The 12,831-nt window shown below is 66.9% G+C and carries 12 protein-coding genes; 6 read left to right on the top strand and 6 right to left on the bottom strand.

Annotated elements, in window-relative coordinates; genetic code table 11:
* The first annotated feature begins 148 nt into the window (after nucleotides 1–148).
* The 6 genes from JOF46_RS05055 (at nucleotide 149) to JOF46_RS05030 (ending at nucleotide 5,082) form a co-directional block, all read left to right on the top strand.
* Entirely contained in the window at nucleotides 149–925 is a 777-nt protein-coding gene (locus tag JOF46_RS05055) for a DeoR/GlpR family DNA-binding transcription regulator (protein ID WP_209906318.1), read from the top strand.
* A complete protein-coding gene (locus JOF46_RS05050) occupies nucleotides 922–1,902 on the top strand; it encodes a 1-phosphofructokinase family hexose kinase (protein ID WP_209906317.1) in 981 nt (326 codons plus the stop codon). The genes JOF46_RS05055 and JOF46_RS05050 overlap by 4 nt, the downstream gene beginning before the upstream one ends.
* Nucleotides 1,899–3,971 (top strand): PTS fructose transporter subunit IIABC, encoded by a 2,073-nt coding sequence (locus JOF46_RS05045; protein ID WP_209906316.1) that lies wholly within the window; start codon nucleotides 1,899–1,901, stop codon nucleotides 3,969–3,971. Before JOF46_RS05050 ends, JOF46_RS05045 begins: the two co-directional genes overlap by 4 nt.
* 49 nt (nucleotides 3,972–4,020) lie before the next feature.
* Nucleotides 4,021–4,296, top strand: a complete 276-nt coding sequence (locus tag JOF46_RS05040; RefSeq protein ID WP_209906315.1) for an HPr family phosphocarrier protein — start codon at nucleotides 4,021–4,023, stop codon at nucleotides 4,294–4,296.
* 279 nt (nucleotides 4,297–4,575) lie between these two features.
* Entirely contained in the window at nucleotides 4,576–4,824 is a 249-nt protein-coding gene (locus tag JOF46_RS05035; protein WP_071214524.1) for a type II toxin-antitoxin system Phd/YefM family antitoxin, read from the top strand.
* Nucleotides 4,825–4,827: 3 nt separating this feature from the next.
* Nucleotides 4,828–5,082 (top strand): Txe/YoeB family addiction module toxin, encoded by a 255-nt coding sequence (locus tag JOF46_RS05030; protein WP_071214302.1) that lies wholly within the window; start codon nucleotides 4,828–4,830, stop codon nucleotides 5,080–5,082.
* A gap of 375 nt (nucleotides 5,083–5,457) precedes the next feature.
* Here JOF46_RS05030 and JOF46_RS05025 read toward each other — a convergent pair whose 3' ends face one another.
* From JOF46_RS05025 to JOF46_RS05000, 6 genes are all read right to left on the bottom strand, one after another.
* On the bottom strand, nucleotides 5,458–6,987 hold the full coding sequence (locus tag JOF46_RS05025; RefSeq protein WP_209906314.1) for a tripartite tricarboxylate transporter permease: 1,530 nt from the start codon (nucleotides 6,985–6,987) through the stop codon (nucleotides 5,458–5,460).
* Nucleotides 6,984–7,514: a tripartite tricarboxylate transporter TctB family protein gene (locus JOF46_RS05020; RefSeq protein ID WP_209906313.1), complete on the bottom strand. Its 531-nt coding sequence runs from the start codon at nucleotides 7,512–7,514 to the stop codon at nucleotides 6,984–6,986. The genes JOF46_RS05025 and JOF46_RS05020 overlap by 4 nt, the downstream gene beginning before the upstream one ends.
* A gap of 42 nt (nucleotides 7,515–7,556) precedes the next feature.
* Entirely contained in the window at nucleotides 7,557–8,543 is a 987-nt protein-coding gene (locus JOF46_RS05015) for a tripartite tricarboxylate transporter substrate binding protein (RefSeq protein WP_209906312.1), read from the bottom strand.
* A gap of 567 nt (nucleotides 8,544–9,110) precedes the next feature.
* Nucleotides 9,111–9,881, bottom strand: coding sequence for an SDR family NAD(P)-dependent oxidoreductase (locus JOF46_RS05010; protein ID WP_209906311.1), 771 nt, complete (start codon nucleotides 9,879–9,881; stop codon nucleotides 9,111–9,113).
* Nucleotides 9,882–10,033: 152 nt separating this feature from the next.
* Complete coding sequence (locus JOF46_RS05005) at nucleotides 10,034–11,695, bottom strand: FAD-dependent oxidoreductase (protein WP_209906310.1); 1,662 nt, start codon at nucleotides 11,693–11,695, stop codon at nucleotides 10,034–10,036.
* A 41-nt stretch (nucleotides 11,696–11,736) separates the two neighbouring features.
* A complete protein-coding gene (locus tag JOF46_RS05000; RefSeq protein WP_209906309.1) occupies nucleotides 11,737–12,801 on the bottom strand; it encodes an alcohol dehydrogenase catalytic domain-containing protein in 1,065 nt (354 codons plus the stop codon).
* Nucleotides 12,802–12,831 lie beyond the last annotated feature (30 nt).

Below are 12,831 nucleotides of genomic sequence, written 5' to 3'. Positions count from 1 at the left end.
AACTCGCACGTGTCCACCCAAGAAAGCGGGCCCATTCACAGGCAATCCCACTTCTTCCACGCAAACCACTTGACGTTGCCACACAAACGGGCATAAAGTCATTCAAACACAGATTCATGTGTGGCACATCACTGGATGCGAGGAAGCCATGTTCGCCGAAGAGCGGCACCGACTGATCACCGAGATGATCGCCGGCAACGGGAAGGTCACCGTCGCCGAACTCTCGGCACGTTTCGAGATCACCCGCGAAACCGTCCGCCGCGACCTGGCACAGCTCGAGTCCGAGGGCACGCTGCGCCGCGTCCACGGCGGGGCCGTCTCCACCCAGGCGGTGAGCACCCGGGAGGAAAGCCACAGCGAACGGACCACCATCCATTCCGAGGCCAAGGCACGCATCGCCCAGGCAGCCCACCTGCTCCTGCCCGCCGAGGGCGTCTCGGTCATGCTCGACGCCGGAACCACCACCGAGATCCTGGCCGGTCTGATCGCCCGGAACTCGTTCAACACCCCCTCGCTGGTCATCACCCACGCGCTGCCGATCGCGCAGCGCCTGGCCGGAAACCCGCAGATCCCGCTGGAACTCATCGGCGGCCGGGTGCGCGGGCTGACCAGCGCCGCCACCGGAGCCGGAACCGTCGAGCAGTTCTCCCGTCTCAGCGCCGACGTGGCCTTCATCGGCACCAACGCCCTGCACTCCAGCTTCGGCCTGAGCACCCCCGACCCCATGGAGGCCACGGTCAAGACCGCCATGGTCGCCAGTGCCCAGCGCGTGATCGTGCTGGCCGACTCCTCCAAATTCGAAAGGCTCACCCTCGTGCAATTCGCGAAACTCGACGCCATTGACACCCTGGTCACCGACGCCGCCCCCACCGGCGAACTGGCCGCGGCCCTCGAGGCCGCCGACGTGGAGGTGGTGCTGGCATGATCGTCACCCTGACCATGAACCCCGCCCTGGACAAAACCATCGAGCTGGGCGCCGCACTGGCCCACGGAGACGTGCAGCGCTCGCGCGGCAGCCACATCCAGGCCGCGGGCAAGGGCGTGAACGTCTCGCGCGCCATCGCCCAGGCCGGGGTCAAGACCCTGGCGGTGCTTCCCGGTGCCGGCACCGATCCGCTGCTGCGCCAGCTGATCCTTGACGACGTCGACCACCGTTCGGTGCACATCGACCACCTGCTGCGCACCAACATCACCATCACCGACCCCGACGGCACCACCACCAAGATCAACGAACAGGGCCCGGTGCTCAACTCCGCCGTGCTCGAGGAACTGGTGCGCGTGGTCGTGGAGGTATCGCGGACCGCGACCTGGCTCGTGCTGGCCGGATCGCTGCCCCCGGGCGTGGATCCGGGCTTCTACGCGGACCTGGTGGCCACGGTCCGCGCTGCCCTGGGCGATGCGGCACCGAAAATCGCGGTGGACACCTCCGAGGCCCCGCTGCGGGCGCTCTTCGCCGACGGCGTGGACACGCTGCCGGACTTGATCAAGCCCAACGCCGAGGAACTGGCCGAACTCACCGGCCAGGGCACGGGCCCGGGCTTCGAGGACTCCCCCACCGCCACCGCAGCCGCGGCCCAGGCACTGGTCGACCGCGGGGTCGGCGCCGTGCTGGCCACCCTGGGCGCCGGCGGCGCGGTGCTGGTCACCGCCGAGGGCGCCTGGACCGCCAGCCACGCGCCCATCGTCCCGCGTTCCACCGTCGGCGCGGGGGACTCGGCCCTGGCAGGGTACCTGCTGGCCGATGTCGCCGGATACTCCCCGGCCCACTGCCTGTCCTGTGCCGTGGCCTACGGGTCCGCGGCCGCATCCCTTCCCGGCTCCGCCATCCCCACCCCCAACCAGCTGGCTCCCGACGCCGTCACCGTCGCCGAGCTGTCCAAAACCTCAAGGACGACGTCATGATCGAACTCATCAACCGGGCTCTTGTCAGCCTGGATGCAGATCTCGGCACCACCACCGAGACGGTGATCGAACACCTGGCATCCCTGGTCTCCGCCCAGGGCCGGGCCACCGATGCCACGGCCCTGGCCGCCGACGCCAAGGCCCGCGAGGCCAAGACCGCCACCGGCGTGCCCGGCGGCATCGCGATTCCGCACTGCCGTTCGGCCGCGGTGCTCGAGCCCACCCTGGCCATGGCCCGGCTGGCCCCGGCCGTGGACTTCGGTGCCAAGGACGGCCCGGCGGACCTGGTGTTCTTCATCGCCGCCCCTGAGGGTGCAGACCAGGCCCACCTGAAGCTGCTCTCCAAGCTCGCCCGCGCGCTGGTCAAGAAGTCCTTCACCGCCGCCCTGCGCGCCGCCGCCAGCGAGGACGAGATCGTGGAGCTGGTTTCCGCGGTGCTCTCCGACGACCCGGCGGCCGCCGCCGCGGCAGTTGCGGCAACGGAAAACCCGGCACCGGCCACGGCGGAAACCTCGGCCGCTCAGCGCAAGCCGAAGATCGTCGCGGTCACCGCCTGCCCCACCGGCATCGCCCACACCTACATGGCAGCCGACTCCCTGGCCCAGACCGCAGAGGAGATGGGCGTCGAGTTCGCCGTCGAGACCCAGGGCTCCTCGGGCTCCACCCCGCTGCCCAAGTCCGTCATCGACGCGGCCGACGCCGTGATCTTCGCCGTGGACGTGGATGTGCGCGACCGCTCCCGCTTCGCCGGCAAGCCGCTGATCCAGGTTCCGGTCAAGCGCGGCATCGACGAACCGGCCAAGCTCATCAACGACGCCATCGCCGCTTCCAAGGACCCGCATGCCCGCCGCGTCCCGGCCGGCGCGGGTGCGGGTGCCGAGGAGTCCACCGAATCCGCGTCCCGGGAGTCCTTCGGCCGAGGGCTCAAGCGCGCGCTGCTGACCGGCGTTTCCTACATGATCCCCTTCGTCGCCGGCGGCGGGCTGCTCATGGCCCTGGGCTTCCTGCTGGGCGGCTACGCGATCACCACCGTCGCCGATGACGTGCTGGGCTCCAACAGCCTGTTCAACCTGCCAGGTGCCGACATCGTGAACCAGATCGGCGCCCAATTCGGCCCGCTGGGTGTCTACCTGGGTGCCGTGGCGTTCAAGGTCGGCAACCTGTCGATGGCCTTCCTGGTCCCGGCGCTGGCCGGCTACATTGCCTACGCCTACGCCGACCGCCCGGGCATCGCCCCGGGCTTCACCGCCGGTGCGGTCGCCGGGTTCATGGGCGCCGGATTCCTCGGCGGCATCGTCGGCGGCGTGCTCGCCGGCCTGGCCGCCCGCTGGATCACCTCTTGGAAGGTCCCGCGCTTCATGCGCGGGCTGATGCCGGTGGTCATCGTTCCGTTGCTGGCCTCGATCATCGCCTCCGGGCTGATGTTCCTGGTGCTGGGCGGGCCGATCGCCAAGCTGACCGTGGGACTGAACGGCTGGCTCTCGGGCATGACCGGCACCGCCGCCATCACCCTGGGATTGATCCTGGGACTCATGATGGCCGTGGATCTGGGCGGACCGGTCAACAAGGTCGCCTATTCCTTCGCGGTGGCCGGACTGGGCGCCGGATCGATCGCCGCGAACCCCGCCCCGCTGATGATCATGGCGGCGGTCATGGCAGCCGGCATGGTGCCGCCGCTGGCCATGGCCCTGGCCACGGTCATCTCGCCGAAGCTGTTCACCGGTGCCGAGCGCGAGAACGGCAAGGCCGCCTGGCTGCTGGGGGCATCGTTCATCTCCGAGGGCGCCATCCCGTTCGCCGCCTCCGATCCGCTGCGCGTCATCCCGGCCTCCATGGTCGGCGGCGGCATCACCGGGGCCATGATCATGGGCTTCCATGTTGTCTCCCAGGCCCCGCACGGCGGCATCTTCGTCTTCTTCGCCATGAACAACACCTGGCCGATGTTCCTTCTCTCCACCCTGGTGGGAACCGTGGTCTCGGCGGTCCTGGTGATCGTGCTCAAGAAGTTCGTCCGCAAGCCCGTCGCGCAGGCCGTGGCCGTCGCCGAACCGGTCAAGGTCGCCGCGTAGGCGGCTCCACGCAACCCACCAAACACACCCCAACCCCAAGGAGCTCCCCATGGCAGAACGCATTGCCACCATCGCCAGCCGCGTCGGCCTGCACGCCCGCCCGGCAGCCATCTTCGCCGAGGCAGCCGGCAACGAGGACCTCGAGGTCACCATCGCCCGCGAGGGCGAGCCGGCCGAGGACGCGCTCGACGCAGCCAGCATCCTGTCTTTGATGGGCCTGGGCGCCGAGCACGGCACCAAGGTTGTGTTGCGCGCCGAAGGTGACGGGGCCGAGTCCGTGCTCGAGACCCTGGCCGCGATCCTGGAAACGGACCACGACGCCTAAGCGCGGTCACTGCGCTTGAGCCCTGTGTCCCGGGCGGAACTTCCCAAGGAAGTTCCACCCGGGACATTTGCGTTGCCGAACAGATCGGCTGCGCACCGCACGAGAGCAGGCGATACCGGTGCCTTCAGCTGCTCAATGCACCTCGTGCGTGGCGCCGAGGTGTTTCCAATCCAGCGTTTGCAGGACTAGCGCAAGAGTCGTGCCAGCGAATGATTTGGTCAATGTCAACAGAACGCCAAAGTGGTACAATAAAGTCGTACAACCTTGGAGGTCCAGGCCATGTCGATTTCAGCCAGCGAGGCGCGAAAAACACTATTCCCTCTGATCGATCGCATCAATGAGGATCGCATCGCCGTGGAGATTGTTTCCCGCCGCGGCAACGCCGTCCTGATGCCCGCAGATGACTACGCTGCCTGGCAGGAGACAGCCTATTTGTTCCGGTCTCCGGCCAACGCCCGGCGCCTGTTGGACTCATACGAGCGCGCCACCACGGGAGAGCACTCCGAGCATGAGCTCGATCGCGATTGATCCATGAGACTCGTCTGGGATCAGTCCGCATGGGAAGACTACGTCCATTGGCAATCAGTCGACCGCAACATTCTCAAACGTATCAACAAGCTCATTGATGCCACCCTGCGCGATCCATATGCCGGCATAGGGAAGCCTGAACAACTTAGATACGGCGCACAAGGTTCTTGGTCCCGCCGCATCACCGAAGAACACCGGCTGGTTTACCTCGTGATTCAAGATGACTTGGTGATTCTTCAAGCCAGATACCACTACTGACCAGGTCTTTCAGCCGCGTTCGTCTTGGACTTGAATGGTCTCGGCCTTCAGCCGTCGTGGAACAACTTTTCGCAATCCGCGCCCCTCCGGCGCCTCCCCACGGCAGTTTCTGAGGAGGGCCTCGGTACAGAGTCCGTGCTCGAGACCCTGGCCGCGAGCCTGGAAACCAACCACGACGCGTAGGCTCCGCGACTCCTTATATATAGGAACGTCCCGGGCGGGTTTCATTTCGAAGCCCACCCGGGACGTTTCAGCATATGGAGGTACTGCTCGGGAGCGCTGTTGCCGCCGCGCTCCCGATGGGGAGCAGCACGTGGTGCGACGCTTCTTGGCTCCGCCCCCGGGTTGTCTCCGGTCGCGGGGCGGATCACCGCATTACGGCTGCAGCGTCGGCACCTTCTTGCCCTCGTTGGCGGCCTTGCGACGGCGGACCAACTGGCGAAGCGGTGGCAAGGTAACTGCCGCAACCGCAATGACCAGCAGCACCAGGGCGATCGGACTGGTGTAGATCGAGGCCCAGCCATCGGTCAGCAATGCGCGGCGCAGGTTCGATTCGGCCAGCGGACCCAGGATGAGTCCCAGCACCGCCGGACCCGGAGGGAACCCGAAGCGCAGCATGAACAAACCCACCATGCCGAAGATCAGCATCATGAAGACGTCGAACACCGAGTTGTTGATCGAGTAGGTGCCGACCATGCAGAACACGAGGATGACCACCCACAGGAAATGGTCCGGCAGTTCCAGCAGCTTGATGACGCCCTTCATGCGCAGCAGGCTCAGGATCAGCGTGAGCACGGTGGCGATCAGCAGGATGGTCACCAGCGAGGCAATCAAATCCGGGTGGCTGTTGAACAGCCCGGGCCCGGGCTGGATGCCCCAGATCATCATCGAGCCGATCATCACGGCCATCACCGAGTCCCCAGGCACGCCCAGGGCCATGGTGGTGGTGATCGATCCGCCCAGCGTCGCGGTGGAGGAGGTGTCCCCCGCCGTCAGGCCCTCGAGCGAGCCTTTGCCGAACTCGTGCTTCTTCTTCGAGGCCTTGCGGGCGTTGTCCCAGCCGATGATCCCGGCGATGTCCCCGCCCACGGCGGGAACCAGGCCGATCACCGACCCCGTGGCGGCACCGATGGCCGTGGGCTTGGCCAGGCGCTTGAGCAGCTTGCCGTCGGGCATCCACTGGCCCATCTGGCTGATGGGCTTGATGCCCTTGCCCTTGCGATGGGTGAGGATCTGGTTGATGACCTCGGCCAGGCCGAAGAATCCGATGATCACCGGGATGAACGGGATTCCGCCGTTGAGTTCCAGGATGCCCATGGTGAAACGCTGGTCCCCGGTGATGGGGTCGCGCCCGAGGGTGGCCAGGAACAGCCCGAACGCGCCGGCGGTCAGGCCCTTGAAGATCCGTCCCGAGGACACGCCCACCATCATGGTCAACCCGAAGACCACCAAGGCAAACATCTCGGCGGGGCCGAATTGCATGGCGAAGGCCGAGAGCGGGACGGCGGCGACCGCAAGGATCGCGATGCCGCAGATCATGCCGACCGCCGAGCCCAGCGCAGAGGTGGTCAGCGCCAGGCCGGCCTTGCCCTGGCGAGCCAACGGATAGCCGTCGAAGGTGGTGGCGATCGACGCGGGCGTGCCGGGGGTGTTGATCAGGATGGCCGGAATCCGGTCCCCAAACTGCGCCGCCACGTAAATGGTCAGCAGCATGGCCAGGCCCTGGGTGGGTTCCATGGTCAGGGTGAACCCGGAGGCCAGGGCGACGGCCATGGTGGCGGTGACCCCGGGGAAGGCCCCGACCAGCATCCCGATGAGGATGCCGATGCCAATGACCATCAGGGTGTCGGGGGCCATCACCGCGGCGATGCCGTGGGTGACCGGTGAGGCGAAAATGGTGATCATAGCGGAACTCGCAATGCAACGATGAACAGGAAATGGAGGACCGCGGTGGTCACCGCGGGGAAGGCCAGCACGGCCTTCCAGCTGCGCCCGCCCAGGACCAGGGTGAACAGGGCGAGCGCGACAAACGTGATGATCCAGAACTGCAGGACGTTCCACAGCAGCAGGTAGCCGATGGCCACGGCCATGGCCATCCCGAACATCACCAGCCCCGAGGTGGTGATCCGCTCCGGGACATCGGCCTTGCGGACCCCGCGCAACACGTTGTTGAGCACGATCACCACGCCGAAAAGGATCAGCCCGGCCCCGAGCATGTTCGGCCAGAAGACCGGGCCCAGTTCCGCACTGCCGCGCACGATGATGTCCTTGCCGGCGACGAGGATCCAGATCCCCAGCCCGATGCAGGTGACCACGGCGACCAGCTCGCGCAGGCGCACCGGGAGGTCGCGAACCAGTGGTTCCTCGTGGTGGTGCGCGGCCTCGATGGCCGCGTCTTGGTCGATCTCGTCGATCGATGGTTGGTCAGTCATGCTGTCCTCCCTGGCTTCGGGTGGCCGTTTGCGGGCACGGAACTACTTGGTGTTGTTCTTGGCGTATTCGATCCACGGGCCGTAGCGCTTGGCCTCGTCCTGGATGAAGGCGGCCATTTCGGTGGAGTCCTTGAAGGTCGGCACCAGGTTCGAGGACGTGATCACCTGCTGGTAGCCGGCGTCCCCGGTGGCCTTCTCCATGGCGTCGGAGAGCTTCTTCACCGTGTCCTCGGGGGTGCCCTTGGGTGCCATGACCCCAACCCATGAGGCGTTCTGCAGGTCCACGCCGGCTTCCTTGGCGGTGGGCACATCCGGATTGTCCGGATCGCGCTCGTCGGTGAGCATGGCCAGGTAGCGCAGGTGGCCGCCGTCGACCTGGATCTTCTGCGAGCCGATGGCGTCGATGGAAAAATCGACCTTGCCGGCGGCCGCCGCGGCAATGGCCGGTGCAGATCCGTCAAATGGCACCGAGGTCAGCTTGATGTCTGCCAGCTGCTGCAGCCCGGCTGCCGGGGAGTCCCACACCGAGCCGATGCCCGGGGAGGAGAAAGTCAGGTCCCCCGGCTTGGCCTTGGCGGCCGCGATCAGGTCTTCCAGGGTCTTGAACGGCGAGTCGACAGGAACCGCGATGGCTCCCGGCCCGGCCAGCCCCTGGCCGATCGGCGCGTAGTTCTCCGGCTTGATGTCATAGTCCATGAACTGCAAGGTGGCGACCTCGACACCCATCATGGCCAGGTTGTAGCCGTCGGGTTCCTGTTCGGCCAGCCAGTTGTAGGCCACCGAGCCGTTGGCGCCGGGCTTGTTTTCGACGATCACGTTGACCCCGAGGTCTTTTTCCAGCAGCGGGGCGATGGTGCGTGCGGTCAGGTCGCCGGAGCCGCCGGCGGCCCACGGCACGATCAGCCGGACGTCCTTGGACGGGTAGTTCCCGTCGGCCGTGCCACCGGACTTGGCGTTGGCCGAACAACCGGTGACGGTCAGCAGGCCCGCGGCAAGCAGTGCCGCGGAACGGAGGATGGTCTTCTTCATGATGGTTCCCCTGGAATTTTGGTGGCCGGGCAGGTGCCCGACGCGATGCGAATGGAGATGTCCTAGCTGGGTGGTCTGGTGGGGCCGGACGGGTTTCGCCAAGGCTTCCTCGCAGTGCCTGCTCGATCAGCATTTGTACGTAATGCGCACATATGTACTTAATGCGAACAATCTGTAACGTAGCGTACTGCACACTGTGATGCAAGCCACTGTAAAAATCCGAACTTCGACGGCAGGCAATCGACGGCACTTTCGCACCACCAACACCACCGATGCTTGTTCAAGATGCCTTAAAAAACGACGTTGACAAGGTATTTTAAGGTCCCGCATCCGGCATCCGAACCGCTCGACAACTACTTCGTGCGGCGTCTTCCCGGGGTTCGGTCCGCGGACGGAGGGCCGTAACACTTGCGCGCTGTGCGCACGCCGGGGTCAGCTGCTTCAGCCAGGCAACGCGCGCCCGATTGCCCGTGATGTCATTTGGCCGCGTGAATCCACTCGGCGGCAAGACCACCGGCACGCCGCCACAGGAATGCAACCCCACGCTCCAGTGCCCCCGGGTGGAGGTCAGGCACTGTTCCGGCCCCCGCTGAGATCCAGCGTCTGCCCGGTCATGTAACTGGCTTCGGACGAGAGCAACCAGGCGGCCAGCGCCGCAAACTCGGTGGGATCGCCTACCCGCCCCATCGGCACGCGTGAGAGCAGCTCGGCATTGCGTTCCGGACTGAGTGCCGCAAGCAGCGGCGTCTGGAACATGGACGGCGCGACGCAGTTGATGGAGATGCCATGGCGGGCATTCTCCTTGGCAGCGGTCTTGCCCAGCGCAATCAGCCCCGCCTTGGAAACCGAGTAGGCAGCCATGTTCGGGTTGCCTTCCCGCCCCGCGATCGAGGCGAGCATGGCGATCCGTCCGTAACCGGCCTCGCGCATCACCGGCAAGACGGCCTGCAACCCGTGGAGGCACCCGGTGAGGTTGATTTCCAGGGTCCGGTTCCAGCCGTCACGGGGCATCTGGTCCACCGGCGTTTCCGGCCCCTGGAGCCCGTGGCAAAACAGGGCCCCGTCGAGCCGCCCGAAACGCCCCAGTATCCCCTCCAGCACCTGCGACCATTGCCCCGGATCCGTGACGTCCAGGCCCTGCGACAGCCCGTCATCCCCCGGCTCCCCGACCGGCGCGACCACGTCGGTGGCCACCACCACTGCGCCCTCCCTACGCAGCCGTTCCACGGCAGCGGAGCCCAGTCCCCCGCTGGCCCCGGTCACCAGGACCACCCGCTGGGCGAAGCGGCCCGGCCACGGACTGAAATCCGGCAGGGGCGCCAGGGTGCGATCATCCATGAGGTTCTCCTTGGTGTGCGGGAAGGGTGTGGAGTCCCGGCAAATATCCGGGCCTGCCGCTTCGGTCATTGCTTGTGGGCCTGGGTCCAGACCATGCATGCAGCGGATGCGCGTTCGGCGGCGCACCTCGATGCCCCCGGACCGCTGCGGAATCATGCGGGAACGACGCCTGCCGCTTCCCGCTTTCGTGCACCGTCGGCGGCGATGTGCCGGCCCGCAGCAAAGGCACGGGTCACCGCCGAGCCGAGGGTTGCCCCGCCGCCGGGGTAATTGTTGCGGAACACGCTCGCGGCAACATTCCCCGCCGCGTAGAGCCCCTCGATCGGCTTGCCATGCCGGTCCAGGACCTGCCCGTCGTGGTTGGCGGCCAGCCCGCCCGAGGTGCCGAGCACCCCGGCATGCAACGGCACCGCGTAAAACGGGGCGCGGGCCAGCGGCGCCAGGCAGGGATTGGGCAGGTTCGAGGCATCACCCAGGTGGCGGTCCTGCTCGCTGCTGCCGCGCCCGAATTCGCTGTCCACGCCTTTTTCGGCGTCCACGTTGAAGGTGCGCACCGTTTCGGCCAGGGCGGCGGCATCGATGCCCAGGGCCCGGCCCAGCTCCTCCAGGGACTCCGCACTGCTCATCCACTCCTCGGGCACCCCGGGTGTGGAGCCCGCCACCGGGTACTTTTCGAGGTAGTACGCATCGAACACGAGCCATGCCGGGTTGTTGGCCTGGTATGAGGTGTTCGGATCGATGTTGGCGAAGACCCGCGCGGCATCGTGGTAGTTCAGGGCTTCGTTCACGAAGCGGCGCCCCGAGGCATTGACGGTGATGGAACCCGGCAACGTCATCTCCACGTTGCCCATGCGGCCCGAGGGCTTGGAGTCGTATTGCTGCGCCGGTGGGGTGATCACCGGTACGCCCCAGACCGCCGTCATGTCCCGCACCGTTGCCCCGACGGCGAGTCCAAGTTCCAGCCCGTCGCCCTCGTTCGAAGGGGCGCCGATGGGTGTGACCGGCAGCGGCAGGAACGCCCGGCGCAGCCGCTCGTTCCATTCGAACCCGCCCGAGGCGATGACCACCGCATCGGCACGCACCTCCGAGCTTCCCGCAATCTCCAGAGTCCAACCCGTTTCACTGCGAACGAGGTCGGTCACCGGCGCCTCGAGGGTCAAGACCACTCCCAGGTCCAGGGCGGTGGCAGCCAGGGAGCCCACCAGGGCACCGCCCATGGTGCGCACCCCCGAGGCGGCTCGTTCGGCGAGCAGCCCCGCGTCGGGGGCCCGCCCGTTAAGGGTGTCGCGCTCGATCATGCTCAGCAGCGGGAAGTAGGTCGGTGGGCGCAGCATCGCGCTGAGCCCGGGGTACCCTTCCCCGGTGAACGGCAGGTTGTCCAGGCTTCGCCCGCCGTGCGCCGCGCCGTCCCATTCCATGTGGTAATCCGGCCGTGCCAGCGGCACCAGGTTCACTTGGGTCTGGCCGTCGAGGAACTCGATGGCCTGGGCCGCGGTGTCAACGAACCAGTCGATGTCGGCCTGCTCCATGGCGTGGCCGGCCACGGCGTGCAGGTAGGCGGCCCCGGCTGTCTTCGAGTCGGCAAATCCGGCCTCGCGGGCGAGGTGGTTGTTCGGTGCCCAGATCACGCCCCCGCCGGCGGAACTGGTTCCGCCCAGCAGCGCGGCCTTCTCCAGCACCAGCACGTTGGCCCCCGCGTGGGCGGCACGCACCGCGGAGGTCAGGCCGGCGGCACCGGAGCCGATGACCACCACGTCATAGACGGACTCCAGCTCGGTGATCGGTGTGGCCGGGGAGGCAAGGGGGATGTTCATGATTCAGTGCTTCCGTTCGGTGGGACTCGGGGACGGGGCTTTTAGGAGGCGAGGACGCTGGCGGGCATGTCGATGACGATTTTCCCGACGTTTTGCCCGGGATCCAGCATGGTTTCGAAGGCCTGCCCCAGCTGCTTCAAATCGAAGCTGTGGGTGATCAGCTTGTAGACGAGGTCGTGGTGCCGGTTGAGCACCTTCAATGCCTCGGGGATCAGGTTCAGGCTGTTGCGGCTTCCCCTGATGTCCAGTTCCTTGAAGGGGACATCCCTCATGGACAGTGCCGCGGTTGCCGTGGAAATGCCGACCTGAACGATGCGTGCCGTGGGCGCGGCCAGGTGCACGGCGTTTTCGAACGACACCGGAACGCCCGTGGCCTCGATGACCAGCGACGGGCCGGACAGCGGGCACCAGCTCTCGAGTTCGGCCCGCTGTTCGGGGTTCGGGAATTCGCCGGGGCCGGCCTTCAGCGTGGCCACGGCTCCGAAGGCCCGGGCCAGTTCGAGGCGCGATTCCGAAAGATCCGAGGCGATGACCGTGACCCCGCGCTCGGTCAGGAACAGGATGGCCAGCAGCCCGATCGGTCCGCAGCCCAGCACCAGGGCGGTTTCGCCTTCCACCGGGGTGCCCCGGTTGACCGCCTGCATCGCGATCGAGCCGGGCTCCCCGAGGGCGGCAAGCCGGACGGGCATGCCCTCGGGCAGCACATGGAGCTTGCCGACCGGAACGCTGAGGACCTCGGCCAGGGCGCCGTCCTCGTAGCATCCCAGGCAGGAAATGGATTGGCAGACGTTGTAGCGCCCGGCCTGGCAGGGGCCGCACTCGTTGCAGTAGACCATGGGGCTGACCGCCACCGGCGTTCCCACCGGAAGCTGTGCCGCTCCCGGCGTTGCCGGGGTGCCGTGGTCGATGGCCTCGATGATGCCCACGAACTCGTGGCCCTGGACCAGCGGCAGGTCGGTGGGGTAGTCGTCGTCCCAGATGTGCAGGTCGGTGCCGCACAAGGCGACGTGCTGGACGCGCACCAGGGCGTGCCCGGGACGCAGGGCAGGCATGTCCTCGTCGCGGAACTCGATGGTCCGGCGCTTGGTGGTGTGTGCTCTGAGCATGGTCTTGTCCTTTCTGGTCCTGGCGGCGGG

The sequence above is a fragment of the Paeniglutamicibacter psychrophenolicus genome (genome assembly GCF_017876575.1).
GTDB classification, from domain to species: Bacteria; Actinomycetota; Actinomycetes; order Actinomycetales; family Micrococcaceae; genus Paeniglutamicibacter; species Paeniglutamicibacter psychrophenolicus.
Note: the sequence above shows the minus strand (reverse complement) of the source record. Positions and strands in the feature narration are given on the sequence as shown.

What these genes read in the sequence shown, in the direction of transcription:
- JOF46_RS05055 (WP_209906318.1), top strand. Translation starts at nt 149, where the DNA reads ATGTTCGCCGAAGAGCGGCACCGACTGATCACCGAGATGATCGCCGGC.
- JOF46_RS05050 (WP_209906317.1), top strand. Translation starts at nt 922, where the DNA reads ATGATCGTCACCCTGACCATGAACCCCGCCCTGGACAAAACCATCGAG.
- JOF46_RS05045 (WP_209906316.1), top strand. Translation starts at nt 1,899, where the DNA reads ATGATCGAACTCATCAACCGGGCTCTTGTCAGCCTGGATGCAGATCTC.
- JOF46_RS05040 (WP_209906315.1), top strand. Translation starts at nt 4,021, where the DNA reads ATGGCAGAACGCATTGCCACCATCGCCAGCCGCGTCGGCCTGCACGCC.
- JOF46_RS05035 (WP_071214524.1), top strand. Translation starts at nt 4,576, where the DNA reads ATGTCGATTTCAGCCAGCGAGGCGCGAAAAACACTATTCCCTCTGATC.
- JOF46_RS05030 (WP_071214302.1), top strand. Translation starts at nt 4,828, where the DNA reads ATGAGACTCGTCTGGGATCAGTCCGCATGGGAAGACTACGTCCATTGG.
- JOF46_RS05025 (WP_209906314.1), bottom strand. Translation starts at nt 6,987, where the DNA reads ATGATCACCATTTTCGCCTCACCGGTCACCCACGGCATCGCCGCGGTG.
- JOF46_RS05020 (WP_209906313.1), bottom strand. Translation starts at nt 7,514, where the DNA reads ATGACTGACCAACCATCGATCGACGAGATCGACCAAGACGCGGCCATC.
- JOF46_RS05015 (WP_209906312.1), bottom strand. Translation starts at nt 8,543, where the DNA reads ATGAAGAAGACCATCCTCCGTTCCGCGGCACTGCTTGCCGCGGGCCTG.
- JOF46_RS05010 (WP_209906311.1), bottom strand. Translation starts at nt 9,881, where the DNA reads ATGGATGATCGCACCCTGGCGCCCCTGCCGGATTTCAGTCCGTGGCCG.
- JOF46_RS05005 (WP_209906310.1), bottom strand. Translation starts at nt 11,695, where the DNA reads ATGAACATCCCCCTTGCCTCCCCGGCCACACCGATCACCGAGCTGGAG.
- JOF46_RS05000 (WP_209906309.1), bottom strand. Translation starts at nt 12,801, where the DNA reads ATGCTCAGAGCACACACCACCAAGCGCCGGACCATCGAGTTCCGCGAC.